Origin of the sequence: Nocardioides ungokensis (genome assembly GCF_013466985.1) — a bacterium.
Classification (GTDB): Bacteria; Actinomycetota; Actinomycetes; order Propionibacteriales; family Nocardioidaceae; genus Nocardioides; species Nocardioides ungokensis.
This window is the reverse complement of record NZ_CP059164.1, coordinates 2,235,087-2,259,197: the sequence shown is the minus strand read 5'-3', so window position 1 is coordinate 2,259,197 and position 24,111 is coordinate 2,235,087. Positions and strand designations below refer to the sequence as shown.

Annotated in this window: 20 protein-coding genes and 6 pseudogenes; 16 read left to right on the top strand and 10 right to left on the bottom strand. The window is 73.0% G+C overall.

The window, feature by feature from the left end:
* The first annotated feature begins 6 nt into the window (after nucleotides 1-6).
* The 4 genes and pseudogenes from map (at nucleotide 7) to H0S67_RS11070 (ending at nucleotide 3,812) form a co-directional block, all read left to right on the top strand.
* Nucleotides 7-772 (top strand): annotated as a pseudogene (map, locus tag H0S67_RS11080) (type I methionyl aminopeptidase).
* A gap of 94 nt (nucleotides 773-866) precedes the next feature.
* Nucleotides 867-2,945: pseudogene (locus H0S67_RS11075) on the top strand (M36 family metallopeptidase); the annotation flags it as partial.
* Nucleotides 2,908-3,222 (top strand): annotated as a pseudogene (locus H0S67_RS28150) (carboxypeptidase regulatory-like domain-containing protein); the annotation flags it as partial. The pseudogenes H0S67_RS11075 and H0S67_RS28150, both read left to right, overlap by 38 nt.
* 74 nt (nucleotides 3,223-3,296) lie before the next feature.
* Nucleotides 3,297-3,812, top strand: coding sequence for a discoidin domain-containing protein (locus H0S67_RS11070; protein ID WP_180936877.1), 516 nt, complete (start codon nucleotides 3,297-3,299; stop codon nucleotides 3,810-3,812).
* On the opposite strand, the gene H0S67_RS11065 is transcribed toward H0S67_RS11070, so the two are convergent.
* Nucleotides 3,791-4,765 (bottom strand): GNAT family N-acetyltransferase, encoded by a 975-nt coding sequence (locus H0S67_RS11065; RefSeq protein ID WP_180936606.1) that lies wholly within the window; start codon nucleotides 4,763-4,765, stop codon nucleotides 3,791-3,793. The two genes, H0S67_RS11070 and H0S67_RS11065, sit on opposite strands and share 22 nt — an antisense overlap.
* Nucleotides 4,766-4,803: 38 nt before the next feature.
* On the opposite strand from H0S67_RS11065, the pseudogene H0S67_RS25095 reads away from it, so the two are divergent.
* The 3 genes and pseudogenes from H0S67_RS25095 to H0S67_RS25085 form a co-directional block, all read left to right on the top strand.
* Nucleotides 4,804-5,214: pseudogene (locus tag H0S67_RS25095) on the top strand (response regulator); the annotation flags it as partial.
* Nucleotides 5,215-5,449: 235 nt separating this feature from the next.
* Nucleotides 5,450-5,683: pseudogene (locus tag H0S67_RS25090) on the top strand (FAD-binding protein); the annotation flags it as partial.
* A 137-nt stretch (nucleotides 5,684-5,820) separates the two neighbouring features.
* The gene (locus tag H0S67_RS25085; protein WP_246355361.1) at nucleotides 5,821-6,495 is read left to right on the top strand and encodes an NAD(P)/FAD-dependent oxidoreductase; all 675 of its coding nucleotides are present in this window, start codon (nucleotides 5,821-5,823) and stop codon (nucleotides 6,493-6,495) included.
* 75 nt (nucleotides 6,496-6,570) lie between these two features.
* On the opposite strand, the gene H0S67_RS28145 is transcribed toward H0S67_RS25085, so the two are convergent.
* The gene (locus H0S67_RS28145; RefSeq protein ID WP_219635645.1) at nucleotides 6,571-6,720 is read right to left on the bottom strand and encodes a hypothetical protein; all 150 of its coding nucleotides are present in this window, start codon (nucleotides 6,718-6,720) and stop codon (nucleotides 6,571-6,573) included.
* Between H0S67_RS28145 and H0S67_RS28140 the strand changes: the two genes are divergently transcribed.
* Nucleotides 6,713-7,027: a hypothetical protein gene (locus H0S67_RS28140; RefSeq protein WP_219635644.1), complete on the top strand. Its 315-nt coding sequence runs from the start codon at nucleotides 6,713-6,715 to the stop codon at nucleotides 7,025-7,027. The two genes, H0S67_RS28145 and H0S67_RS28140, sit on opposite strands and share 8 nt — an antisense overlap.
* A gap of 565 nt (nucleotides 7,028-7,592) precedes the next feature.
* Nucleotides 7,593-7,880: pseudogene (locus H0S67_RS28135) on the top strand (ATP-binding protein); the annotation flags it as partial.
* Between the two features lie 152 nt (nucleotides 7,881-8,032).
* On the opposite strand, the gene H0S67_RS11050 reads toward H0S67_RS28135, so the two are convergent.
* Nucleotides 8,033-10,072 carry a M4 family metallopeptidase gene (locus H0S67_RS11050; RefSeq protein ID WP_246355300.1) on the bottom strand — a complete coding sequence of 680 codons (2,040 nt, stop codon included), beginning with the start codon at nucleotides 10,070-10,072 and terminating at the stop codon, nucleotides 8,033-8,035.
* A 273-nt stretch (nucleotides 10,073-10,345) separates the two neighbouring features.
* On the opposite strand from H0S67_RS11050, the gene H0S67_RS11045 reads away from it, so the two are divergent.
* From H0S67_RS11045 to H0S67_RS11035, 3 genes are read left to right on the top strand one after another with little or no spacing between them, the layout of a single operon-like run.
* Entirely contained in the window at nucleotides 10,346-11,239 is an 894-nt protein-coding gene (locus H0S67_RS11045) for a GerMN domain-containing protein (protein WP_180936605.1), read from the top strand.
* On the top strand, nucleotides 11,239-12,741 hold the full coding sequence (locus H0S67_RS11040; protein WP_180936604.1) for an amidase: 1,503 nt from the start codon (nucleotides 11,239-11,241) through the stop codon (nucleotides 12,739-12,741). Before H0S67_RS11045 ends, H0S67_RS11040 begins: the two co-directional genes overlap by 1 nt.
* A complete protein-coding gene (locus H0S67_RS11035) occupies nucleotides 12,738-13,124 on the top strand; it encodes a cupin domain-containing protein (protein WP_219635643.1) in 387 nt (128 codons plus the stop codon). Before H0S67_RS11040 ends, H0S67_RS11035 begins: the two co-directional genes overlap by 4 nt.
* A gap of 18 nt (nucleotides 13,125-13,142) precedes the next feature.
* Here the strand turns inward: H0S67_RS11035 and H0S67_RS11030 are convergent, their stop codons facing one another.
* On the bottom strand, nucleotides 13,143-13,706 hold the full coding sequence (locus H0S67_RS11030; protein ID WP_180936603.1) for a flavin reductase family protein: 564 nt from the start codon (nucleotides 13,704-13,706) through the stop codon (nucleotides 13,143-13,145).
* A gap of 23 nt (nucleotides 13,707-13,729) precedes the next feature.
* The gene (locus H0S67_RS11025; RefSeq protein ID WP_180936602.1) at nucleotides 13,730-14,113 is read right to left on the bottom strand and encodes a VOC family protein; all 384 of its coding nucleotides are present in this window, start codon (nucleotides 14,111-14,113) and stop codon (nucleotides 13,730-13,732) included.
* A 105-nt stretch (nucleotides 14,114-14,218) separates the two neighbouring features.
* Between H0S67_RS11025 and H0S67_RS11020 the strand changes: the two genes are divergently transcribed.
* A complete protein-coding gene (locus H0S67_RS11020) occupies nucleotides 14,219-14,638 on the top strand; it encodes a VOC family protein (RefSeq protein WP_180936601.1) in 420 nt (139 codons plus the stop codon).
* A 30-nt stretch (nucleotides 14,639-14,668) separates the two neighbouring features.
* Here the strand turns inward: H0S67_RS11020 and H0S67_RS11015 are convergent, their stop codons facing one another.
* Together H0S67_RS11015 and H0S67_RS11010 are read right to left on the bottom strand one after the other, a co-directional pair.
* The gene (locus tag H0S67_RS11015; protein ID WP_180936600.1) at nucleotides 14,669-15,640 is read right to left on the bottom strand and encodes a magnesium transporter CorA family protein; all 972 of its coding nucleotides are present in this window, start codon (nucleotides 15,638-15,640) and stop codon (nucleotides 14,669-14,671) included.
* 32 nt (nucleotides 15,641-15,672) lie between these two features.
* The gene (locus tag H0S67_RS11010; RefSeq protein WP_180936599.1) at nucleotides 15,673-16,680 is read right to left on the bottom strand and encodes a hypothetical protein; all 1,008 of its coding nucleotides are present in this window, start codon (nucleotides 16,678-16,680) and stop codon (nucleotides 15,673-15,675) included.
* Nucleotides 16,681-16,749: 69 nt separating this feature from the next.
* Here H0S67_RS11010 and H0S67_RS11005 point away from each other — a divergent pair, with 69 nt between their 5' ends.
* Genes H0S67_RS11005 through H0S67_RS10995 form a run of 3 tightly spaced genes read left to right on the top strand, consistent with a single transcriptional unit; the run spans nucleotide 16,750 to nucleotide 18,402 of the window.
* A complete protein-coding gene (locus tag H0S67_RS11005; protein ID WP_180936598.1) occupies nucleotides 16,750-16,932 on the top strand; it encodes a hypothetical protein in 183 nt (60 codons plus the stop codon).
* Nucleotides 16,933-16,987: 55 nt separating this feature from the next.
* Nucleotides 16,988-17,638, top strand: a complete 651-nt coding sequence (locus tag H0S67_RS11000) for a DivIVA domain-containing protein (protein ID WP_180936597.1) — start codon at nucleotides 16,988-16,990, stop codon at nucleotides 17,636-17,638.
* A gap of 17 nt (nucleotides 17,639-17,655) precedes the next feature.
* The gene (locus H0S67_RS10995) at nucleotides 17,656-18,402 is read left to right on the top strand and encodes a dienelactone hydrolase family protein (protein ID WP_180936596.1); all 747 of its coding nucleotides are present in this window, start codon (nucleotides 17,656-17,658) and stop codon (nucleotides 18,400-18,402) included.
* Here H0S67_RS10995 and H0S67_RS10990 read toward each other — a convergent pair.
* From H0S67_RS10990 to H0S67_RS10980, 3 genes are read right to left on the bottom strand one after another with little or no spacing between them, the layout of a single operon-like run.
* On the bottom strand, nucleotides 18,392-21,553 hold the full coding sequence (locus H0S67_RS10990; protein WP_180936595.1) for an ATP-binding protein: 3,162 nt from the start codon (nucleotides 21,551-21,553) through the stop codon (nucleotides 18,392-18,394). The two genes, H0S67_RS10995 and H0S67_RS10990, sit on opposite strands and share 11 nt — an antisense overlap.
* Before the next feature lie 43 nt (nucleotides 21,554-21,596).
* Nucleotides 21,597-22,790 carry an NAD(P)/FAD-dependent oxidoreductase gene (locus H0S67_RS10985; RefSeq protein WP_219635642.1) on the bottom strand — a complete coding sequence of 398 codons (1,194 nt, stop codon included), beginning with the start codon at nucleotides 22,788-22,790 and terminating at the stop codon, nucleotides 21,597-21,599.
* Nucleotides 22,787-24,043, bottom strand: a complete 1,257-nt coding sequence (locus H0S67_RS10980; RefSeq protein ID WP_180936594.1) for a flavin-containing monooxygenase — start codon at nucleotides 24,041-24,043, stop codon at nucleotides 22,787-22,789. The genes H0S67_RS10985 and H0S67_RS10980 overlap by 4 nt, the downstream gene beginning before the upstream one ends.
* Nucleotides 24,044-24,111 lie beyond the last annotated feature (68 nt).

The following is a 24,111-nucleotide window of genomic DNA, read 5'->3' as shown; positions in this document are numbered from 1 at the left end:
CCGAGCGTGATCGAGCTCCGGACCCCCACCCAGATCGAGGAGATGCGCCCCGCCGGGCGCTTCGTCGCCGACGTCATCACCCGGCTGTCCGAGGCCGCCGACGTCGGCGTGAACCTGCTCGACCTCGACGCGCTGGCCCACGAGATGATCCGCGAGCGCGGCGCCGAGTCCTGCTACCTCGACTACCACCCGTCGTTCGGGGCGTCGCCCTCGGCAAGGTGCTGTGCACGTCCGTCAACGACGCGGTCCTGCACGGACTCCCCCGGAACTACGTGCTCCGCGACGGCGACCTGCTCAGCGTCGACTTCGCCGCGAGCGTGGACGGCTGGGTGTCGGACTCGGCCTACAGCCTCGTGGTCGGCACCCCGCGCGAGGAGGACCTGCGGCTGATCGAGATCACCGACCGCGCGCTCGCGGCCGGGATCGAGGCGGCCCGGGTGGGCAGCCGGGTCGGCGACATCTCCCACGCGATCGCCACGGTCGCCCGGGAGGCCGGCCTGCGGATCAACACCCAGTTCGGTGGTCACGGCGTCGGACGCACGATGCACGGCGACCCGCACATCCCGAACGACGGCCGCCCCGGTCGTGGCTTCCCGCTGCGACCCGGACTGGTGATCGCGATCGAGCCGTGGTTCCTGCACACGACCGACGAGATCTACACCGACGACGACGGCTGGACGCTCCGCAGCGCGGACGGTTCCCGCGGGGCGCACAGGAGCACACGGTCGCCGTCACCGAGAACGGCCCCGTGGTGCTCACCGCCCGGGGCTGACGGGCCCGACTCGCCGCGGGATGCCCTTGCGTGGGCGTCCCCGGAGACCAAGAGTGACTGCGTTCATCTCGACGAGGGAGACGCAGTGACCGGCATGTTCTCGGGCGGCAGGCGCCGCGCACGCACGACCGTGGCCATCGCCGCGGCGGGGGCACTCGCCCTCGCCGGTGGCCTCGCCACCAGCTCCGTGGCGGCGGGTCCCGCCACGTCCCGGCAGCCGGGACCACCGAGCCCTCCACACGGGCGTCTGCGCCGAGGCCCGCGGCTTCTACGACGCGCGCCGGGCGGGCACCGACCGCGGTCGCGTCGCCGAGCTGCGCACCTCCAGCAAGGCCTCGTCACGGCCCGCGGCGCGTGCCCTCCGGCGTGCGCTGCCCGCCAAGGCCTGCTGGAGTACGACGGCGGCACCGGCACCGTGCGCGTCCTCGAGAACCTCGACGGCTACCTCACCGGCCCCAGCACGAAGTCTCCCTCCGGCGTGGCCATGGGCTACGTGCGCGCCAACCACGCCGCCCTCGGCCTCACCGCCGACGACCTCGACACCTTCCGCCTGCGCCGGGACTACCGCGACATCGCAGGCATCCACCACCTCTCGTGGACGCAGCGGGTCGACGGCCGCCGCGTCTTCGGCAACGGGCTCCAGGCCGCCGTGACACGCTCCGGCAGGTTGCTGATGCTGGGCGGCTCCCCCGTGTCCACGGCGGCCACGCCGACCGCGTCCGGGTCCCCGAGGATCTCGTCGCCGAGCGCCGCGATCGCCGCGGCCCGCCGCGACCTCGGCGAGAGCACGACGGCAGCCGGGCCCCGCGACGTCGCCGACCGGGTGCTCTTCGTGACGCGGACGGCCAGCTACCTGGGCTGGCAGACCGTCACCATGTCTGCGGACCACCCGGCGCTCTCGGTCTTCGACTCCGGCACCGGGCGGCTGCTCTACCGCAGGCCCCTCTCGGCCGACGCGAGCTCCTCCGAGCGGTCCGCCACCCCCGCCAGCCGGGGTACGGCGGTGACCTACTTCCCCGGGCACCGGCCGGGTGGCCAGGAGTCGACGGTCAACTACACCAAGCGGGGCTGGCTGGGCGCCGACGCCACGGTGCTCTTCGGCAACAACTCCCACGCGTACTCCGACGTCAACGACGACAACCGCGCCGAGCCGGACGAGGAGGCCCGGGCCAGGACCCCGCACCACTGGGACTACTCGCTCAAGTCCTTCCACCTGGCGAACGTGTCCTTCTGCGACAACCCCTACCCCTGCTCCTGGAACCCGAACAAGGCCCTGTCCTGGCAGGTCAACCGTGCGCAGAACGTCGCGCAGGTGTTCTTCTACGTCAACAACTGGCACGACCACCTCGCGCAGGCCCCCATCGGGTTCACCGAGGCCGCGGGCAACTTCCAGAAGCGCAACGCCGGCAAGCAGGGCAAGGGCGGGGACTTCGTCGACACCCAGACCGACGACGGCGCCGACACCGACCACGGCCTGCCCGACGGCAACCACATCGACAACGCCAACATGGACACCCCGCCAGACGGCATGTCACCGACGATGCAGATGTACCTCCAGCACCAGCCCCACACGGCGTACCCCGACGGCGACCCGTTCGCGCCGACCAACGTCGGCGACGAGGCCGACACCGTCTACCACGAGTACACCCACGGGCTCTCCAACCGGCTCGTGGTCGACCCCAGCGGCGCCTCCACGCTCGGCGGCGTCCAGGCCGGTGCGATGGGCGAGGCCTGGAGCGACTGGTACGCGATGGACTACCTGGTCCACCGCGGCCTCCAGGAGGACCGGCCCGGCAAGGTCGACGTGACCCTCTTCCAGTACGACGGCGCGGGCGTCGCCCTCGACCGCACGGAGCCGCTCGACTGCACCGTCGGCTCGGCGTCCCCACGCTGCAACGGTGGCGAGACCGGGCACACCGGTGGCTACACGTACGCCGACTATGCCCGGGTGATCGGTGCCCCCGAGGTCCACGCCGACGGCGAGATCTGGTCGCAGACGCTGTGGTCGCTGCGCGACCGGCTCGGCTCGCGGACGAGCGAGGCGCTCGTGACCCGGGCGATGGAGCTGGCCCCGGCCAACCCGTCGTTCCTCGACATGCGCAACGCGATCCTGGTCGCCGACACCGCCCTCTTCGGTGGGGACCACCACGCGGCCATCTGGAAGGTCTTCGCCGTCCGGGGCATGGCTTCTTCGCCGGGTCGCTGGGCGGCGACGACGCCTCGCCGCGGCAAGCAGTGCGCTCCCGCCCTCCGGCGGCGCGACCGGCACCATCACCGGAGTGGTCCGCGACCGCGACACCGGCGACCCGGTGGCCGGGGTGCCGGTCACCCTCGCGTTCGAGGGCGGTGCGGGCCTCGCCAACCCGACGGCCCTGACCGGGTCCGACGGCTCCTACTCGATCGGTCCGGTGCCCGCCGGTGACTACGGCAAGCTCGTGGTGCGCGGAGCGGGCTACGACCCGGCCGCGTCGCCGGTGTCGGTCACCCCCGCGGGCGCGACCGCCGACCTCGAGGTGCGCCGGGACTGGGCGGCGTCGAGCGGCGGCGCCTCGGTCACGACTTCAACGGGCCCGACTACGGCGGCTTCGGCTGCGGTCCTGGCCAGGCGATCGACAACAGCCGGGCCACCGGCTGGAGCAGCACCACCGGTGACGACAACGGTGACCCGACGAACCACTTCGTCCCCAAGCACATCACCGTGGACCTGGGCCGGGCCGTGGACGTCAGCGGGTTCGGCGTCGACCCCTCGGCGACCTGCGGCGACGGCCCGTCGGCCTCAACCGGCGACTACACGATCGCCACCTCCCCCGACGGCACCACCTGGACCGATGCCAGCAGCGGGACCTTCACGTCCGACGACCTGGGCCGGATCAACCTCGTGACCCCGGTCGCCGGCTCCGACTCGGTGCGCTACGTCCGGTTCACGATCCGGGGCAACCAGACGCCCGGCTTCGCCACGAGCTGCCCGGGCGGCAGCTACGCCGGGTGCTCCTACAGCGACCTCAGCGAGCTGGAGGTCTACGGCTCTCCCACGCCCTGACCGTCGCCCTCGAGAGGCTTCTGGAACAGCAGCGCCCGACCCATCACGTGGTAGCCCAGCGCCTCGTTGACCGCGATCATGTGGTCGTTGCTCTCGGCGTTCCAGGTGTCGATCGTCCGCAGCCGAGGCTCCTCGTCGCGCAGCCACCGCAGCATCTCGAGCTTGAGCAGCAGTCCGAGACGGTGCCCTCGGTGTGCGCGCACGACCGCGGTGTCGTGCTGCTCGCCGCGGTGGGGCCGCATGGTGTCGACGCCCACGATCGTCTCGCCCGCCAGTGCCCCGGTCTCGCGGTGCCGCGCGTAGAGACGGCGGATCCGCATCCCGCGCAATCGGTGCGCGTCCTCGTAGGCCCGGATCCTCCGGGGTGAGTAGACCTCGTCCTCGATGTCGAGGGCGTCCACCGGCGCGTCGTTGATCGCCGCCACCATCCTCGCGAAGGCCTCGATCTCCCCCTCGGGGACCGGGCCGTCGAGACGCACGAGCTCGTAGGCACCAGCCCGCGACGAGGACTCGGCATGCAGCCGGTCCGCCTCGGACCAGGCCAGCTCGGACAGGACCTGGCGGCGGAGGACCTCCCGGCTCCGGCACTCCAGTCCGTGCGCCGAGGCGAAGGCGGATGCGGCCGCGTGGTCCCACCCGTCGGTGCCGATCGAGGTGCGGCCCTCGGCGCGCGCCCGGCTCGTCAGCGCCGCCAGGACCTCGCTGCCGTGACCCCGCCGGCGGTGGTCGGGATGGACGTCGAACCTCAGCCACGCCAGGTGGTGGTTGTCGTACTCGCTGGTCTCGTAGTCCGCCCAGCCGACCACCTCAACCCGCGACGACCAGGTGACCGACCGCGGGCTCCAGGTCCCAGCCGTAGCGCAGCCGCCCTCGACTTCGTGCTCGGTGAGGGGAGGCAGCCAGGGGGCGTCGACGCGGCGGGCCGCCTCGCGCGCGGCCGCGTAGTCCCGCACCGCGGTGCGGTCGCCGGGATCGACCTCGGACGAGCTCCATGTCTCGAGGGTCCGCGCGGACGAGCCGGATGGCCAGCGATTATCGGCCCTCGCGCTCACCGGCGTGGGCGATACTCGATCGGGGCCGCGAGGACCGGTGTGGAGGGCGGTGGGCGATGGGCAGGGCGACGATCCTGGCCGTGGACGACGACCCGGGGGTGCTGGCCGCGATCACGCGCGACCTGCGGCGTCGGTACGGCGACCGCTACCGCATCGTCAAGGTGACGACCGGGGCCGAGGGGCTCGAGGTGCTCGCCCAGCTGGCGCTGCGCGACCAGCCGGTTGCGCTGATCACCGCCGACCAGCGGATGCCCCACATGACCGGGATCGAGATGCTCGGACGTGCCCAGGAGCTCGCCCCGGGCGCCAAACGGGTGCTGCTCACGGCGTACGCCGACACCGACGTCGCGATCCGCGCGATCAACGACATCGGGCTGGACTACTACCTGCTGAAGCCCTGGGACCCGCCGGACGAGCGGTTGTACCCGGTCCTCGACGACCTGCTCGACGACTGGGCTCACGAGCACCCCGAGCACGACACCGACGTCCGGGTCGTCGGACACCGGTGGTCCGAGCGCAGCCACGAGGTCAAGACCTTCCTCGCCCGCAACCACGTTCCCTACCGGTGGTACGACGTCGAGCGCGATGCGGAGGCCCAGCGGCTCGTCGCCCTGGCGGGGGCCGACACGGCCGACCTCCCCTCGTGCTGGTGCCCGAGGGGAGGGCCTGCGCGCACCGTCGACGCTGGAGGTGGCCGAGGCGCTGGGGCTGCGGACCCGCGCGGAGCAGCCGTTGTACGACGTCTGCATCGTCGGCGCGGGCCCGGCCGGCCTGGCCGCGGCGGTCTACGCCGCGTCGGAGGGGCTCAGCACGGTCATCGTGGAGCGGGAGGCACCGGGCGGCCAGGCCGGCCAGAGCGCGGCCATCGAGAAACTACCTGGGCTTCCCCAAGGGCCTCAGCGGCTTCGACCTCACAGCGGGCCAGCGCGCAGGCGTCACGCTTCGGTGCGGAGCTGGTGCTCGCGCGCGACGTCGTCGCCTGCGAGCGGCGTGGACCGGTGCATGCGGTGCTGCTCGAGGGCTCCGGTGAGATCGAGGCGCGTGCCGTCATCGTCGCCACCGGGGTGGCCTACCGCAGGCTCACGGCCGCCGGGGTGGACGACCTCACCGGCCGCGGCATCTACTACGGCGCCAACGCCGCCGACGCCTCGCAGTGCCAGGGCGACGAGGTGCTCGTCGTCGGGGCAGCCAACTCGGCCGGGCAGGCCGCCCTCAACCTGGCCAGGTACGCCGAGCGCGTCGTCCTGGTGGCCCGCGGACCCTCGCTCGACACCTCGATGTCGCGCTACCTGGTGGCACGCATCCTCGCCGATCCGCGGATCGAGGTGCGCTACGGAACCGAGGTCGTGGCGGCACAGGGCAACGCCCACCTGGAGTCTGTCACGCTGTCCGACCGGGCCACGGGCGAGACCGAGCAGCGGGCCACGAGCTGGCTGTTCGTCTTCATCGGCGCCGCACCGCGCACCGACTGGCTCGGGAAGGACGTCGCCCGCGACGAGCACGGCTTCGTGGTCACCGGGCAGGACCTCGCCCAGCCGGACGCCTCGCAGCCGGACGCGTCCGCGCGCTGGCCCCTCGCCGCCCACCGTTCTCCCTCGAGACGAGTGTGCCGGTCTCTTCGCCGCGGGTGACGTGCGCAGGGAGTCGATGAAACGGGTCGCCTCGGCCGTCGGTGAGGGCGCGATGGCGGTCTACCACGTCCACCGCTACCTGGCGGCGACGTGATCGGGGCGGCCGACCTGCGCGGCCTCGACCTCTTCGACGGGCTCACCGACGTCCAGCTCGCCGACCTCGCGGCGGCCGGCGACGAGGTGTGCTTCGAGCGGGACGACGTGCTCTTCCGGGGCGGTGAGCACGCCGACGCGTGGTGGGTCCTCGTCGACGGCGCCATCGACCTGGTGCGGCACGTCGGCCGCGAGGACGTCGTGGTCCGCACCATGGACGTGCCGGGCGCTGGGCGGGCGGCTTCGGGCGTGGGACGAGCACGGGGTCTACCTCGCGACCGGGCGCGGCGCCACGGCCGGGCGGGTGCTCCGGGTCCCGGCGGACGCGCTGCGCGACCTCGCGCAGGCGTGGTTCCCGCTGGCGACGCACCTGATCGAGGGCCTCTACAGCACGGCGCGCAGCATCGAGTCGACGGCGCGTCACCGCGAGTCCTGGTGACCCTCGGCACGCTCGCGGCCGGGCTGGCCCACGAGATCAACAACCCGGCCGCCTCGGCGACGCGGGCGGTCGACGCGATGGAGGAGGCCTCGACCACCCTGCTCGCCTCGCTCGGCCAGCTCGCCCGGGACGAGATCACCCCGCAGCAGTTCGCGGCGCTCGACGCCTTGCGCCGGGGGCTCCCGGGTCGTCCCGCCCGCACGGACCCCATGGCCATCGCCGACGACGAGGAGGCGGTCGGCGACTGGCTCGACCGCCACGGCGTCGACGACGGGTGGCAGCTCGCCCCGCTGCTCGTGGCCGGCGGCGCCGACGTGGCGTGGTGCGACCGGGTCGCGGAGGCGCTCGCCGGACCGGCGCTGGGCACCGGCCTCACCTGGGTGGCCAGCGCGTGGGTCGATGACGTCGCTCCTGGCCGAGGTCAAGGAGGCGACCGACCGGATCTCCGGCCTGGTCGCCGCGGTCAGGTCCTACTCGCAGATGGACCGGGGGTCGCGCCAGCAGGTCGACGTCACCGAGGGCATCGAGAGCAGCCTGGTGATCCTCGGCCACAAGCTCGGCACGGGTGTCACGGTGGTGCGCGACTACGACGCTGCAGTCCCCCGGTCGACGCCTTCGCGGGCGAGCTCAACCAGGTGTGGGCCAACGTCATCGACAACGCCGTGGACGCCATGGACGGTCGGGCACCCTGCGCATCTCGACGAGGGCGCTCCCGGACGCGGTGGTCGTGGAGATCGCCGACACCGGCACCGGGATGTCGCCCGAGGTGGCCGCGCGGGTGTTCGAGGCGTTCTACACGACCAAGGACGTCGGCAAGGGCACCGGCCTCGGCCTCGACATCGCCCGGCGCATCGTCGAGGAGCGGCACGGCGGCCACCATCGGCGTCGACAGCGCGACGACGGGACCACCCTCCGGGGGCCCTGCCGCTGCGGGCCCCGGGCTGAGCGCGGACGCACGACGGCCGCCATCCCCGAGGGTGGCGGCCGCCGTGTGGTGAGGGTGCGTCAGCTGGTGGTGAGGGCGGTGTCGTCCACCACGAAGCTCGTCTGGAGCGAGCTGTCCTCGACCCCGCTGAAGCTGATCGTGACGGTCTGCCCGGCGAGCGACGAGACGTCGAACGACTTCAGCGCGTAGCCGGAGGCGGCGTTCGCGTTGGAGTAGGTCGCGAGGGTCGTGGAGCCGGCCTTGACGGTCAGCTTGTCGTAGGCCGTCGAACCGGACTCGGCGGTGTCGATGTGCAGGTAGAACGACAGGGTCGCCTTGCAGCCCGACGGGATCGTCACCGACTGGCTCAGCGTGTCGGTGTGCGAGGAGCCGTAGCCGTCCATCCACGCCTTCCAGCTGCCGCTGTGCGCGGCCTCGCCCGTCGAGTTGTCCACGACGCCGGAGGAGGCCGACCACGGAGCAGCCGAGCCGGTCTCGAAGCCGGGGTTGCCGAGCTTCTGGCCGGTGCTGGTGCAGGTGCCGCCGCCACCGCCGGTGGAGCAGGTCGGGTCACCCGCCTGTGCCGGGACGTTGACGGCGTCCCACGCCGCCTTGACCGCGTTGAACTCCGTGCAGCTGGTGGCGCCGTACAGGTTCTTGGCGGCCGTCAGCGTCCAGGTGCGGTACTTCAGGTACGACGACGACGAGGTCTTCATCAGCATCGCGTTGTACATGATCTTCTCGGCCTTCTGGATGCCGATGCCGGTGATCGAGGAGCCGTTGCAGGTGGGGCTGGTCGGCTGCCCGTCGGTGGGGCTGGTGCCCTCGGCCATCAGGTAGAACCAGTGGTTGCCGGGGCCGGCCGCCGCGTGCACCTCGTCGGTGGGCGTCGAGGAGGTGTAGCAGTTGGAGTCACCGGCCAGCGACGGGTTGTACATGTAGCGGATCGGGCCGTTGCCGACCAGGTTGACCTGCTCGCCGACGGTGTAGTCGGGACGGTCGGTCGGGTTGTTGGCGTACCACTCGGTGGCCGCGCCGAACGTGTCGGCGACGAACTCCTGGGTGCCGTTGCCGGAGATGCCGCCCGGGGTGTGGTCGTCGACCCCGTGGCCGAACTCGTGTGCGACGACGTCGATCGAGCCGATCCACTTGCCGCCGGTCTGGGTGTGGCCGACCTGCACCTGGGTGCCGTCGTAGTAGGCGTTCACGTCGGCGAGGCCCACGCGGATCGGCACCCAGCCGCCGGCGCCGTCCATGCCGGAGCGGCCGTCCCACGCGGAGAGCATCTGCCGCTCCTGCTCGGCCGAGTAGAACGAGTCCACGCAGCCGGTCTCGCGGCTGGTCGCGTTGCCGTTGCCCCACAGGTCGTCGGCGCCGGTGAACGTCGTGTTGGTGGCGGCGTCCTGGCAGACCAGGGTGGCGGCGTTGGAGTTCTTCATCGAGTACGTCGAGCCCGAGAGGCTCGTCGGGATCGTCACGGTCCCGGCGTACGCCGAGGTGCCGGTGCCCTCCATGACGTGCTCCTTGCTGCTGAGCACGTGCCCGTTGTGCGCGTCGACGTAGACGGTGAGGCGCGAGGCCTCGCCGTTGCGCACGCCGTCCACCGTGGTCTCCCAGGCGAGGGCGGAGGCCGCGCGCTGGAGGACGACCAGGCGGGTCGCCTCGAGGCGGGCGTCCTTGACCTGGTGGGCCGACGTCGAGCGCGCGGCCGCCTTGCTCACCGTCGGGCTGACCGACGCGAGCTGCACGGCGCGGGTCTGGGCCACCGTCGTGCCCAGCACCTTGCCGTCGCTGTCGGTGGAGACGACGAAGTCACCACCGATGACCGGCAGCCCCTTGTAGGTGCGCTCGTAGGGCACGTACTGCAGGCCCGACGACGACTGCACCGGCATGGCGCGGAACGCGTCGTACTTGCTGGCGTGGAGTCGAGCCGGGCGGTCCGCCACGAGGTTGCGCGCGGACGAGGCGGCCTGGGCACGCGCGTCCGCCCCCTGATGTGCCGGGGCGCCGCCGGCGGCCATGCCGGCGGTGGGAGCCGACACGACCGTGACGGCTGAGAGGAGGGCTGCCGCGCTGGCGAGGATGAGCTGGCGCGGGGGCCCAGCGACGAGTTTGTTCACTCGACACTCCTTTGTCCGGGCTCGCTGAGGAGCCCCGTGGGAGGGAAAGGATGTGGTTCAGGCCCGGACACAGCTGGAGGTCTTCCACCCGAGAACGTGAACCGCGGGAACTCTTGCGCCGGGTGGGACCGGCGGTCAACGGGTTGGAGGTGCAGGACTGTGCACTGCATCAAAATGCGAAAGTCGACAGAACGCGGCGGCCACGGAGCGGGGATCCCCGGGCGGGACCTTCGGCTCTGCCACCCTCGACGCCCGTGGTCGACGCTGTGGAGGGTGAATCTGCTCCGTCGCCTGGCTCCCCTCGCGCTCCTCGGGCCGTTCCTCGTGGCCGCGGGCGGGACGATGCCTTCCGCAACCGGGGCCGCGGCGCCCCCCGTGCCGACACTCACCGGGATCCGGGCCGCCCACCACGGGAACGTCGACCGGATCGTCTTCGACTTCCGCGGTGGCCTGCCGTCCAGCCACCGCGCCCGGTACGTCGACCGGCTCGTCGCCGACGGCTCCGGCAAGCCCGTGCGCATCGCCGGCCGGGCGATCCTGAGCGTGCGGTTCGAGCCGGCCGACGCGCACGACGCGTCCGGCACCCCCACGGCGCCGCGTCGGTTGGCCTTCGCGTTGCCCAACGCGATGACGGCCGTGCGGTCGGGCGACTTCGAGGGCGTGACCTCCTACGGCATCGGGCTCGCGAGGCGAACGCCGTTCCGCGTGTTCACCCTGCAGAACCCCGCCCGCGTGGTGGTCGACATCAGGGCCGGCTTCCGGACGGTGCCCCGCAAGGTCTTCTTCCTCGACCGGGACAACTTCGACAACAACCAGCAGCCGTTCTTCGTCGCCCGGTCCCGTCCCGTGCTGCCCGGGTCGCCGGCCCGCGGCGTGCTCGACCGCCTGTTCGCGGGGCCACTGCGCAGCGAGCGGGCCGACGGGCTGCGCCTGCTCCGCTCCGGGGCGACCGGCCTGACCGGGCCGAGCATCACCGACGGTGTGGCGCGGGTCCGGATGACCGGTGGCTGCAGCAGCGGCGGCTCGACCGTCACCCTGGCGGGCGAGGTGTTCCCGTCGCTGAAGCAGTTCGCCTCGGTCGACTGGGTGAAGATCTACGGCCCCCGCGGGCACACCGAGACCCCGCACGGCCACTCCGACTCGATCCCGGCCTGCCTGGAGCCCTGATGCCCGCGGACGCCCGCCTGGAGACCGGCCACGCCGACGCGGTCGCCCAGGCCGCGCTCGTCCACGCCGGCGAGCTCCGCCCGGTCGACCTGGTCCTCGACGCGATCAACCGCATCGAGCGCCTCGACCCGATGCTGCACGCGCTGGTCGTCACCGACTTCGACCGCGCGGTCGACACGGCACGGACCCTGGACCCGGCGCTGCCGTTCGCGGGGGTCCCCACCCTGGTCAAGGACCTGTGCGCCGAGGTCGAGGGCCTCCCCATGCGCGAAGGCTCCGCCTACCTGCGCGGCGTCGTCTCCACGCACGACCAGGAGTACGTCGCACGTCTGCGCCGCGCCGGGTTCGTCGTCCTCGGCAAGACCAGCACGCCGGAGTTCGGCATGGCGCCCACCGTGGAGCCGCAGGACGGCCTGCCGACCGTGAACCCGTGGGACACCACCTGCACCACCGGCGGCTCGAGCGGCGGGTCGGCGGCCGCGGTGGCCAGTGGCATGGTCCCGGTCGCGCACGGCAACGACGTCGGCGGCTCGCTGCGCATCCCCGCCTCGTGCTGCGGCATCTTCGGGCTCAAGCCCACGCGCGGGCGCAACCCGCTCGGTCCGCGGTACGGCGACGTCTTCGGCGGCATGGCGGCCGAGCACGTGCTCACCCGGTCGGTGCGGGACAGCGCCGCCCTGCTCGACGTGACCGCCGGGCCGGCGCCGGGCGATCCCTACTTCGCGCCCCACCACGAGGGGACCTGGCTTGGTGAGCTCGACCGGCCGCCAGAGCCGCTCCGGATCGCGGTCAGCCGGTGTCCCGCCGAGGGCCGTCCCGTGCACGTGGACTGCCTCGGCGTGCTCGACGACACCGCCGGGCGGCTCACCGACCTCGGCCACACGGTCGTCGAGCGCGAGCTCACCGAGCTGACCCCGGAGGTGGGCAGCGCCATCGGCCGCCTGTACGGCGCGGGCCTCGACTGGGTGATCCGCTACTGGGCCCGGGAGACCGGGCGCCTCCCCGAGCCGCAGGAGCTCGAACCGTTGACCCGCCTCTACTGGGAGCGCGGCCGGGAGGTCCGCGGCGGCGACCTGCTGATGGCCCTCACGACCGTGCAGGCCTTCGGACGCGCGCTCGCCGCGGCGTACGACGGCACCGACGGCTTCGACGTCTGGCTCTCCCCCACCCTGGCCGAGCCCCCGCCCCGCCTGGGCCAGCTGGCCGCGGACGCCGAGGACCCGAGCCGCGCGGAGGCACGCTCGGCGGAGTTCGTCGCGTTCCCGCTGGTGACCGCCAACCTCACCGGCCGCCCGGCGATGAGCGTGCCGCTCGGCTGGAGCCGGGACTCGCTGCCGATCGGGATGAACTTCATGGGGCAGCCCGGCGCGGAGGGCACCCTCCTGCGGCTGGCGGCTCAGCTCGAGGCCGCGCATCCCTGGGCCGAGTTGTGGCCACCCGTCTCCGCCCGCTGCGCCGACCACCACCACCCGTTGACAGACCCCGCAGACTTGACCCCGTGAGCGACCCGATCCGCGTCGTGCGCGGCGACTCCCTGGTGCCCGCGGACCCGACCCCGGGCATGGACCGGCAGCGCGCCTTCGAGCTGGCCGGCCGGCTGTGGGCGGGCCAGGTCGAGACCGCGCCGGGCACCAGCTCCGGGTGGCACCACCACGACAGCAACGAGTCGTGCCTGTACGTCGTCCGCGGCATCCTGCGCCTGGAGTTCGAGGGGTACAACGGGTATCTCGATGCGGAGCCGGGCGACTTCGTGCACGTCCCGGCCCACACGATCCACCGGGAGAGCAACCCGACCGACGAGCCATCCCTGGCGGTGATCGCCCGGGCCGGCGCCGGAATCCCCACCGTCAACGTCGACGAGCCGCCGCCCCCTCACGGGCACTGACGCCGGCGACCGCCCGGGTCAGCCCTCGGTGGTCGTGTACTGCCCCCGGAAGAACAGCAGCGGGTCCTCGGCCTCGGTCATCTCGAGCTCGAGCACCCGGCCGATGACGACGAAGTGGTCGCCGGCCTCGTGCACGGCCTGGATGGTGCAGTCGACGTAGCCGAGGACGCCGTCGAGGACCGGGGAGCCGGTCGCGGTGGAGGGCTGCCACTTCACGTCGGCGAACTTGTCGACCCCGCGGCTGGCCATCGTGTTGGAGACCTCGGCCTGGTCGACGCCGAGGAAGTTGACGCAGAACGTGCCCGACCGCTGGATCAGCGGCCAGGCACGTGAGGTCTTGGCGGGCACGAAGAGCACCAGCGGCGGGTCGAGCGACACGCTGGAGAACGACTGGCAGGTCATCCCGACCGGCTGACCGCCGCTGGTCGAGGTGACGACCGTGACGCCCGAGGCGAAGCGGCCGAGCACGTCGCGGAATCGACGTGCTGCCGCCGCGGCGGCCGGGTCGTCGGTGTGGACCGGGCTGGCTTCGCCGGGACGGAACTCGAAGTCGATCTCGGCGTCGCCGAGCCAGGAGCTCATGCCCCCACGGTAGTCAGTCGCGGCTAGGCGCCACCGGGCCGGTAGGGGGTGAGCACACAGAACTCGTTGCCCTCGGGGTCCGCCAGCACCGCCCAGCCCTTGTCGCCGTCGCGCAGGTCGTTGACCAGCGTCGCCCCGAGGCCGACGATGCGGTCGACCTCCTCGTCGCGGGACCGGTCGGTGGGCCGCAGGCAGATGTGCATGCGGTTCTTCACCGTCTTGGGCTCGGGGACCTTGAGGAAGAGCAGGTAGCGGTCGTCGGGGCCGGCGAGTCCGCACTCGTCGGCCCCCGGCTCGTTGTCCCACTGGGTGGGTTGGACGAAGTCCTCCAGCACCTGCGCCCACCACATGGTCTGGGCGTAGGGGTCGGCGGCGTCGATGCAGAAGTTGGATGCGCGAGATGCCATGGCAGCACCCTGACAGCATCCACCGGCTCGGCCCAGCGATTTCCGCGCGTCCATGTGCAGGGCCTGTGCCACAGTGGGCGACCGACCAACAAGGAGAGCGCCACCATGGACTGGAAGCTGGAAGTCGTCATCGCCCCCGTCTCGGACGTCGAGCGGGCGCGGGAGTTCTACGTCGACCGGCTCGGGTTCCGGCTCGACAACGACTTCGCCCCCAACGAGCACTTCCGCGTCATCCAGGTGACGCCCCCGGGATCGGCCTGCTCGATCGTGTTCGGCACGGGCCTCGGCGGCGGGGTCGCGCCCGGCTCGCTGAAGGGCGCCCAGCTGGTGGTCGAGGACATCGAGGCAGCGCACGCCTTCCTCACCGATGCCGGGATCGAGAACACCGGGCCCCAGCACTTCCTGAACGGCGCCATGACGCCGGGCCTCGAGCCCAACCGCGCCGACTACGGCACCTTCATCTACTTCGACGACCCCGACGGCAACTCCTGGGCGCTCCAAGAGGTTCGCCACCACGCCCGCTGAGAGCCGGACAGGGGCCGGGCGCGGTCGCGGTCAGAGCCAGTCCTTGCGCCTGAACGCGATGTACAGGCCGCCGGAGAGCAGCACGATCAGGATCGACGACGTGAGGAAGCCCGACTCCCGGGCGAAGCCGGGGTAGGGCAGGTTCTGGCCGTAGAACCCGGTGATCGCCGTGGGGACGGCGATGATCGCGGCCCAGCTGGTGACCTTCTTGGTGATGATGTTGAGCCGGTTCCCCTGGATGGTCAGGTTCGTCTCGACGATCGTCGCGACCAGGTCGCGCAGGCTCTCGGTCCACTCCGCCGCGCGCAGGACGTGGTCGTAGACGTCCTGGTAGTACGGCGTCATCTCCGCGTGCACGAGCCCGACGTCGCGACGCATCAGCGTGTTGACGACCTCGCGCATCGGGAGCACGACCCGCCGGAGCCGGACCAGGCTCTTGCGCAGCTCGAAGCTGCGCCGCTGGACGTCCCGGTCACGCGGGCGGTCGTCGAAGAGGAGGTCCTCGAGCGCCTCGATCTCGTCGTCCAGCGACTGCACCGCGTCGAAGTGGCCGTCGACGACCCAGTCCAGCAGCCCGTGCACGAGGGCGCCGATGCCGTACTTCGTCAGGTCCGCGTTGTCGTCCCACCGCCGCAGCAGGCCGTCGATCGGGAAGTTCTCGTCCTTGCGGACGGTCACCAGCGCCGACGGCGTGATGAATGCCGCGATCTCCCCCATCACCAGCTCCCCGCTCGTCGCGTCGAGGTGCACGGCGTACGCGGAGAGGAAGTCGTGGCCCTGGTAGCGGTTGAACTTCGGCCGCTGGCGTCCGCTGGTGGCGTCCTCCACGGCGAGCGTGTGCAGGCCGAGCTCGTCGGCGACGACCTGGAGCTCGGCCAGCTCGGCACCGAGCAGGTCGATCCAGACCATCGACGACTCCTCCTGCAGGTGCTCGGAGACGTCGTCGATGGGGAAGCCCTCGTCGGTGAGGACTCCGTTGCGGTAACACCGGGTGCGGGCCACGCTTCGAGTATTGCCCAGGGACCGCCTGCAGCTCAGACGACTGGCTGGACCCGCGGCTCCGGGTCGGCCTGGAGGAACTCCAACGCTCCCCCGTGCTCGCTGGTCAGCTCGAACGCCGCGCCGCCCCGGGGCCGCACCTCGAGCCGGACCCGAGCGGTCTTGGAGTTGAGGCAGTGGCTCGGCGGTCGGGCCGGGTTCTGGTAGCCCAGGCAGACCATGGCCTCCGGCCTCGCGACGACCTCGAGCGTCGCCTCGCCGTCCCGTCCCCTCATCCGCAGCGACCAGCGCGGGAATGCCAGCTCCGGTCGCTGTCGCCACAGGTCGACGATGCGGTCGAAGCGGTACTCCCGCTCCCCACGGCGGACGACGAGCATCGACAGGAGTGGCGAGGGCCGGCCACCCAGCTCGATCCGGCCCGAGGCCCCCTCGACGACCGCGCTCGGCGTACCGGAACCGTCGAGGAAGACGCACTGCCCCCAGGCGTACTCGGGGCTGTGGGCGTCACCCCAGTTGTGACCCTGCATGCCCACCCAGTCTGCGAGGTCCCAGGTCTCGTCGTCCCACACCAGCCGGCCGCCGAACGTCGCCACCGGGACGGGGGTGAGCAGCTTGTTCCGCGGGAGTCGGGCATCCACGAGGCGGCGGGACGGGAGCAGGCACATCGGGTCGCCCAGCTCACCGGCCCCGCGGGAGAACGTCAGGTCCCAGCTCACCCGACCGGCGGCGGAGACGAGCTCGCCCGTCGACGCGCCCCCGCCGTCGCCGAGCACGAGGCGGACCGGCCCGACGCGGGACTCGAGGCCGGTGGCGGGGCTCGTGAACGCCGCCTGCTCGAGGGGCAGGTCGTGGCGGAACCCCGCGGTCCGGTCGCCGTCGAAGACGCTGCACCACGCCTGGGCGAGCGACGACCCGTCGGCCCGGGTCAGCACGGTGGCCTTGAGCCACAGGGCCCGCGGTGCGGCGGGGTCGTTGGCGCGCACGAACCACGACTCGACGTGGTCGGTCCCGGTGCGGAATCGTGGCGCGTTGTCGTGGGTCACGGCCCCGATTGTGCCCGCGACGTGGCATCGTCGTGGACGACGGTCGAGTGCAATCACCCAGGGAGTCCGATGTCCGGCTACTACTCGTGCATGGCCTGCGGCTACGAGTTCGACCCGATCGCCACGCGATGGTTCTGCCCGCACTGCAAGTTCAAGGCCAACTGCTGCGAGGGCGAGCCGCTCGCCCCTCCCACCACGGCCCCTCCCACCACAGCGCCGTCCGCCCCGGCGCCCGGCGCGACCCGGACCTGAGAACGGGCCGCCCGGCACTTGGTCGGCGGGCCACCGGTGCTGGAGACTGGACCCGATGACTCCCTTGTCGGGTGACCCGCTGTCCGGGTCCGATCTGGACCGGTTCTCCCGGGCTGCGTTCACCACCGTCCAGTTCCGCGAGGGCTACACCAAGCGGGAGGTCGACGCCTTCGTGGCGCGTGCCGTCGAGTCGTTGCGCTCCGCCACGCCCGCGATGCGGCCCGAGGACGTGCGTGCCGTCCGCTTCGCCCCGGTCCGGCTCCAGCAGGGGTACGACATGGCCGAGGTCGACGCCTACCTCGACGACCTCGAGCAGCACCTGACCGAGCGGGCGGTCCATCAGGCCCAGCAGTCGGCGCCACCCGTGGTCAGCCCGTATCCGCCGGGCAGCTCGTGGGCGACCCGCGCCCGCATCGCCGCGCTTGCGAGCCTGCAGTCCACCTCCATGAGCATGCGCATCGCCGCGGTGATCGTGGCCCTCGGCCTGCTCATCGGCCTGCTGGTGGGTCTGTGGCCCGGCGACCCGTCGATGCAGGTGGCGCTGGTGTACGCCCTGATCTTCTCGCTCTCCGGCGCTGGTGTCGTGGTCGTGGCCGTCCAGGCCTTCCTCCTGCTCGTGTCGGTCGTCCAGGGGATCGCCTATCTGGTCCGGCACGGCCTGCGCCGGCTTCGTGGCCGCGCCCGCTCCGGGGGCGGCGGGGCCTGACGCGGCATACTCGTCGCATGGCCCTGCTGGACAGCTGGACACCCGGTTCCCACACCCAGGTCGACGGCGCCGGCAAGGGCGTCACCCACCCGACGTACCGCAAGGGCAGCGGTCCGGGGGTGATCGTCATCCACGAGCTGCCGGGGATCACCCCCGAGGTGATCGGCTTCGCCGACACGGTGGTGTCGGCCGGCTTCACGGTGGTCATGCCGCAGCTCTTCGGCACCCCCGAGTCGCCGATGAGCGGGCCGAACCTCCTGAGGTCCCTGCGCAAGGTGTGCGTCGACGCGGAGTTCAACAAGCTCGCCATCGGCGTCACCTCGCCCGTCGCCGGTTGGCTGCGCAGCCTGGCGCGCGAGCTGCACGCCGAGCTGGGCGGGCCCGGCGTGGGCGCCCTGGGCATGTGCTTCACCGGAGGGTTCGCCCTGGCCATGATGGTGGACTCCGCTGTTGCCGCCCCCGTCGTGGCCCAGCCGTCGCTGCCGTTCGCGATCGGGAAGGCGCGCGGCGCCGACCTGAGCCTCTCCCCCGCCGACCTGGCCGCCGTGAAGCAGCGGGCCGGGGCCGGGTGCCAGGTGCTCGGCCTGCGCTACCGCAAGGACGCCGCCACCGGCACCCGCTTCGAGACCCTCAGCCGGGAGCTCGGCGACGCGTTCATCCGCGTCGAGTTCGAGGGCAAGGGGCACGCAACGCTCACTGCACACCGTCAGCAGGAGGGGGTCGACCGCGTCCTGTCCTTCTTCACCGAGCGGCTCACCGGCTGACCGCGGAAGCCGAGCCGGACATCTCGCTGCGCGATGCCGCCCACTCCCCCGCGGTCGCGGTGCAGCGCGCCGCGTCCAGCGGCTGCCCGGAGGTGACGAAGAGCTCGGTCGCGGTCCTGATCCAGCGTCGACCCTCGCCGTGGTCCCCCTCGGCCACGGCCAGGTGCGCCCGGGCCTCGGCCACGGCGGCGTCCCACGAGGTGCCCTCCCACTGGTCCTCCACGAACTCGGCCTGCGCGACGTAACGACGGGCGCCCACCACGTCACCGGCGTCCGCGTGGGCGATGGCGGCCGGGACGGCGAACATGATGTCGCAGAAGACGCACCGGTCGCTCACCCCCAACGCCTGCTCGGCGCGCTCGGCGACCGTCACTCCCTCGGCGGGGCTGTCGGCCGCCGAGACCATGGTCCCGAAGATCCGCTGGAGCAGGTGCTTGCCGACGACCGACCACCGGGCGAGGGGCAGGGCCCGTTGCAGCAGCCGCAGCGCCTCAGCCCGGTCACCGCGCGCCAGCCGGACCTCGGCCAACCGCTGGAGGGAGTGCGCCTCACCCGCCGAGGCATCCACGTCGCGGTGCAGGTCCACGGCCTCGAGCAGCTCGCGCTCGGCCGTGTCCAGGTCGCCCTTGAGGAGGGCGGCCTCGCCGATCAGGGCTGTCGCGAACGCCACGCCCCGCAGCGCGCCGTACTGCTCGGCGCGGCGTCGCAACCCCGTCGCGAGGTCGATCACCTCGTCGTAGGGCACCGGGCCGTAGAGCAGGTACTCCGCGACGCAGAGGTGGGCGTCGAACACCGCCGTCGCCAGTCCGGGGTTGCCCTGCGTGCGCCGCAGCTCGCGCAGGAAGCGCTGGAACCACTCGCCGCGCTGGTGGGCGATCAGCCCCTGGAGGGCGACGAGGTCGACGACCTGCCAGGTGTCGCCCGGCTCGAGCAGGCTGCGCGCCGCGTCCGCGGCCTGCCAGGCCGCCTCGAGGTCGCCGTTGAAGTAGGCGAGGCTGCCTCGCGCCAGCAGCAACGGCGCGTCGGCGGTGTCACCCTCGACGTCGACGTTCGTCAACGCCGCCTCGGCCGTCTCGAAGTCACCCTGGAAGGTGGCGGCGCGGGCCAGCCGCGCGCGCACCAGCCGGTGCTCGGTTCCCGTGGTCACCGACAGCGCGGCCCGGTAGGCGTCGACGGCCGTCGGGTCCGCCAGCGCCAGCAGCAGGTCGCCGCGCCGCGCCAGCAGGTGCGCCCGGTCCTTGCCCACGGAGTGGTCGACGACGGCGTCGAGCAGCGCCAGGCCGTCCCGGTAGGCGCCGAGCGCCCCCGCGGTCTCGATCGCCGGTCGCGCGTACGGGATGGCCTGCATCGGGTGGCCGGAGGCGACGAACAGGTGCGCGACGCGCGACGGCGGCGTGTCCAGGGCGGCGAGCCGCTCGGCGACCTCACGCCCGGCGCGCGAGCGCTCGAGCGGGGAGAATCCGGACAGCAGCGACTCCCGGACCAGCGCGTGGCGGAACCGGTAGCCGGCCTCGGCGGGCTCGACGACCGACGTGGCGATCGCGGCCTCGAGCGCGGCGTACGTCTCGGGCTCGGGGACGCCCGACGCGGCGAGCAGCTCGTCGGTCGTGAACGCCGAGCCCAGCAGCGCCACGCGACGGAAGACCGGCAGGACGTGCTGCGGCAGCCCCGAGACGGCCACGTCCTTGGCGCCGCTCCGCGCGCCGCGGGCCGCCTCCAGGACCCGGAAGGGCAGGCCTCCCGAGACGGTGCGGATCTCGTCGGCCGTGGCCTCGTCCAGGTCGGGGAACTGCTGGGCGAGCAGCCGCCGCGTGGCCCGCTCGTCCAGGGGCGCGAGGTGGATGACCCCGCCGACTCCCCTGGCCACCAGGCTCTCCTGCATCTCCTCGAGCGACCGGCCGGCGCCGGGGCGCGTGGCGACGAGAATGACGACGGACTCGTTCACGGCGCAGCGGGCCAGGTAGTGCAGCAGCCTCGGCGTCGCCTCGTCGGCCTCGTGCAGGTCGTCCACGACCAGCAGCAGCCCGCGGCCGGAGGCCGCGAGCCGCAGCAGCTCCGCGGCCGCCACGAACAGGCGCTGGTGGGCCGTCTCGCCGTTCCACGTGATCTGCCGGCCGCTCAGCGCCCTCCCCAGCTCCTCTCCGTAGATGTCGTCCAGGCCGTCGAGGAGCGCCGGATGGCGGCGACACAGGTCGGCGAAAGCCTCGAGCACGGGGGCGTAGGGCCACGAGCCCTCCACCGCCGACGCCCCGCCCCGGGCGACCCGCCAGCCGCGGCGATGCGCCAGCCCGGCGGCCAGCTCGAGCACCGCCGACTTCCCGACCCCGGCGACGCCGGTCAGGACCACGGCGCTCCCGTTGCCGGCGTCGGCCCGGTCCATCCGGCCGCGGATCGTGTCCGCGACGCCCCGCCGCCCGACCAGGCGCAGGGTCTCACCCGGCGTCGGCTCCCGCGAGGGCGTCTCCATCACGCCGGTGAGGCGGCCTCGCAGCGCGGTGGCCGCTGCGCTGGGTGCGGTCCCCAGCTCCCGGCGGAGCGCCTGCTCCATGCGCTCGAGCTGGCGCAGCGCCGCGCGTACGTCGCCGCGCTCGGCGTGGTCGCGCGCCAGCGCCAGGTGGGCCTCCTCGTCGGCGGGGCTCACCCGCACGAGCTCCTCCCAGTGGCCTGCCAGCCGCAGCAGGTCCTGGTGCAGCAGGCCCAGCGTCTCTCGCCACGGCGACGCCCACGGCTCGTAGAGGTCGTCGGGCAGGAACGTCCCGGCGTATCCCGCGAGCGCCCGTTCCGCCTCGACGGCGGAGCCCGACGCCACCGCCGCCTCGGCGGCCCGCCGGAACTCGACGGCGTCGACCCGGACGTCGGCGTCCGGGTAGAGCATGACGAGGTCGTTGCGCAGGGTCAGGCCCGTGGTCCCGCCGCCGAGCGCGCGACGGGCGTAGTGGGCGGCCTTGTGCAGCCGGGGAGTCGCCGACTCGACCGGCAGGTCGGGCCAGAGCGCGTCCATGACCTGTTCGCGGTGCATCCGGCGCCCGTCCGCCGTCGCCAGCAGCTTCACCAGGGACGCCGCACCGCGCCGGCTCCACGTCTCGGACGGCACCGGGGCGCGCCCGACCACGACCGAGAAGCTCCCGAGCAACGTGATGGTGACGTCCATGCGGCTGCCTCGACCGGGTGGGGTCCGTTGCGAAGAGTCCACGTTACCTCCGAACCGGCGCGAGGAGAGGGCGTCGTTCGTCCGCCGCAGCCAGTGCCTCGAGCATCTCCACCTCGTCGATCATCGCCGCGCTGACCCTCCTCAGCAGCGGCTGCACCTGGTGGCTGTCCCACTCGAAGCCGGCGATCTCGTCGCTGACCTGGAAGAGCTGCGCGGAGAGCAGGTCGCGCCGGCGCTGGTAGCCGTCGAGCGCCTCGGCCTCGGGTCGACTCCCGGCGAGCGAGTCCAGGACCGCACTCGCCAGCAGGTCCGCGTCGCGCAGCGCGTCGGTCATCCCGTGCGTGCTGATGGGGTCCTTGAAGTGCCCGGCATCGCCCACCAGGGCCCACCCCGGCCCCCACGACCTCCGGACGAACCCGCGCCTGCCGGCCCACCCGTGGAAGCCCCCGACGCGGGTCGCGGAAGCGAGCAGCTCGCCGTGTTGCGGGGCGGCCAGCCGGAGCACGGACCCGAACGCGTCCTCGGCCGACCTGTCCATCCGCATCGTGCGCATCCGGGACGGGGAGGTCCCCACGAAGACGCAGCTGAGCCCGTCGTTGGTCGGGATGAGGCCTGCGGCGACGCCGTCGCGGTAGGCCCACTCGTAGCCGCTGCCACCGAGCCCGTCGTAGTAGGCGTACTGCACGGCGCTGCCCCAGTGCCCCTCCCGCAGCAGCGGGGCCCCGACCTCCCGAGCCACGGACGAGGCGATGCCGTCGGCGCCCACCACGAACCGCGCGTGCACGTCCCGCGTGCCGGCACGGGTGCGGCCACGCACCCCGGCCACACGGCCGGTGCGGTCCCGGAGCAGCCCGGTGACCCGGGTCCCGTACCGGACGTCGACGCCCGCCGCGACGGCCGCGTCGACGAGGATCCGGTCGAGCACTGTCCGCCGAGGGGCGTAGAGAGCATCGACCCCGGGGCTCGGCCGGATGGAGATCCGAACCGGCTCCTTGTCGCCGTAGAGGAACGTGGTCGTGCGGATCGGAGGCGTGCCCGCGGCCACGACCTGGTCCAGCAGGCCCCAGCGGCTCAGCTGCAGCACACCGGCCCTCATCAGTCCGTGGGTCGACAGCGTGTCCGCGCCGTACGCCGACCGGTCGAACAGCGCGACCCGGGCTCCCGCGCGGGCCAGCAGCAGGGCCGTCGACGCGCCGGCGACCCGGCCCCCGACGACGACCACGTCGTAGGTCTTCACGACGCCTCCCCCAGCACCTCGGCCGCGGGCTGCCCGCAGGTCAGGTGCGAGACCACGTCACGTGCGCCGAACCGCGCGCCGTCGATGAACGTCGAGTCGCGGCGGTGCTGGAAGCGCTGCCCGACGACGTACAGGCCGGGCGCAGCGGTCACGCCGCGGTGTTGCTGGATGGCGCCGTCCGAGCCGACGACCGGCACCCGCAGCCAGGGGTGGTGCGGCCGGAATCCCGTCGCGAGCAGCACCGTGCCGACGCCCTCGGCCCGCAGGTCCAGGCGCGTCGGACGTCCCGCCGCAGCGACCCCGGCCGGGCGGGTCGCCGCGTCCACCTCCGAAGCGAGGCCGGCGGCCTCGACGTAGTTGTCGACGACGTCCAGGAAGCCGTGCATCCCCTCGTCGGCACGGGTCGTGGTCGCCGCGAGGTCGTCACGGAAGGTGACCTGGTGGCGCTCCACGCCGTCGAGGTGCCCGACCAGGTCCACGCCCAGCCCCTGCAGGGTCGCCAGGTCGACCTCGGTGCCACGCGGGTCGGAGCGCAGACGCCCGGCGAGCTGGAGCGACGGCTCGTGCCGGGCCGACGCTTCCCGGTCCCGGATGCGAGCCAGTCGGCCGGTCTGCTCGAGCCACCAGAAGATGTCCATGCCGCGGTAGCTCCGCGGCAGCCTCGTGTGCCGGCCGACGGCCAGCACGACCCGACGCCCCGCGCGGACCAGCTCGTCGGCGATCTGCGTCCCGGACGCCGACGCCCCGACGACGAGGACGCCGCCCGCCGGGACCTGGTCGGGGTTGCGGTACTCGGTGGTGGGCATCACCCGGACGTCGGGGTCGAGCCGGTCCAGGCCCTCAGGCAGGTTGGGCCGTCCGGTCGCACCCGTGGCGATGACGACGTTCCTGGCCTGCCAGGACACCCCGGCCGTCTCGACGCGGTAACGGTCCCGGTGGAACGAGACGCGGCGGACCTCGTCCCCGAGGACGACCGGGGCGCCCCCGGCGGCGGCGTACTTCTCGAGGTGGCCCACCAGCTCGTCGGCCGGCATGAAGCCCTCCTGGTCCTCGCCCTGGTAGCGCCAGCCGGGCAGCCGGGTCATCCAGCGCGGGGTGAGCAGGTGCAGCGAGTCCCAGCGCTCGGTCCTCCACCGCTCGGCGATCCGCCCGCGGTCCAGGACGACGTGGTCGCGCCCGGCCTCGGTCAGCAGGCGGCTCACCGCGAGACCGGCGTGCCCGGCGCCGATGACGATGGTGTCGATGGTGTTCATGGGGATTCCTTCCTGGTGTGGGCCCGGTCGATCGTTGGAGGCGACCGGGCCCACGTGGTGTGCTCGGG

Bases quoted from the DNA above. Each gene is read 5' to 3' on its own strand.
- H0S67_RS11005 (WP_180936598.1), top strand. From the start codon at position 16,750: ATGTCCGGCTACTACTCGTGCATGGCCTGCGGCTACGAGTTCGACCCG.
- H0S67_RS10980 (WP_180936594.1), bottom strand. From the start codon at position 24,043: ATGAACACCATCGACACCATCGTCATCGGCGCCGGGCACGCCGGTCTC.
- H0S67_RS11040 (WP_180936604.1), top strand. From the start codon at position 11,239: ATGCCCGCGGACGCCCGCCTGGAGACCGGCCACGCCGACGCGGTCGCC.
- H0S67_RS11000 (WP_180936597.1), top strand. From the start codon at position 16,988: ATGACTCCCTTGTCGGGTGACCCGCTGTCCGGGTCCGATCTGGACCGG.
- H0S67_RS10990 (WP_180936595.1), bottom strand. From the start codon at position 21,553: ATGGACGTCACCATCACGTTGCTCGGGAGCTTCTCGGTCGTGGTCGGG.
- H0S67_RS10995 (WP_180936596.1), top strand. From the start codon at position 17,656: ATGGCCCTGCTGGACAGCTGGACACCCGGTTCCCACACCCAGGTCGAC.
- H0S67_RS11030 (WP_180936603.1), bottom strand. From the start codon at position 13,706: ATGAGCTCCTGGCTCGGCGACGCCGAGATCGACTTCGAGTTCCGTCCC.
- H0S67_RS11020 (WP_180936601.1), top strand. From the start codon at position 14,219: ATGGACTGGAAGCTGGAAGTCGTCATCGCCCCCGTCTCGGACGTCGAG.
- H0S67_RS11025 (WP_180936602.1), bottom strand. From the start codon at position 14,113: ATGGCATCTCGCGCATCCAACTTCTGCATCGACGCCGCCGACCCCTAC.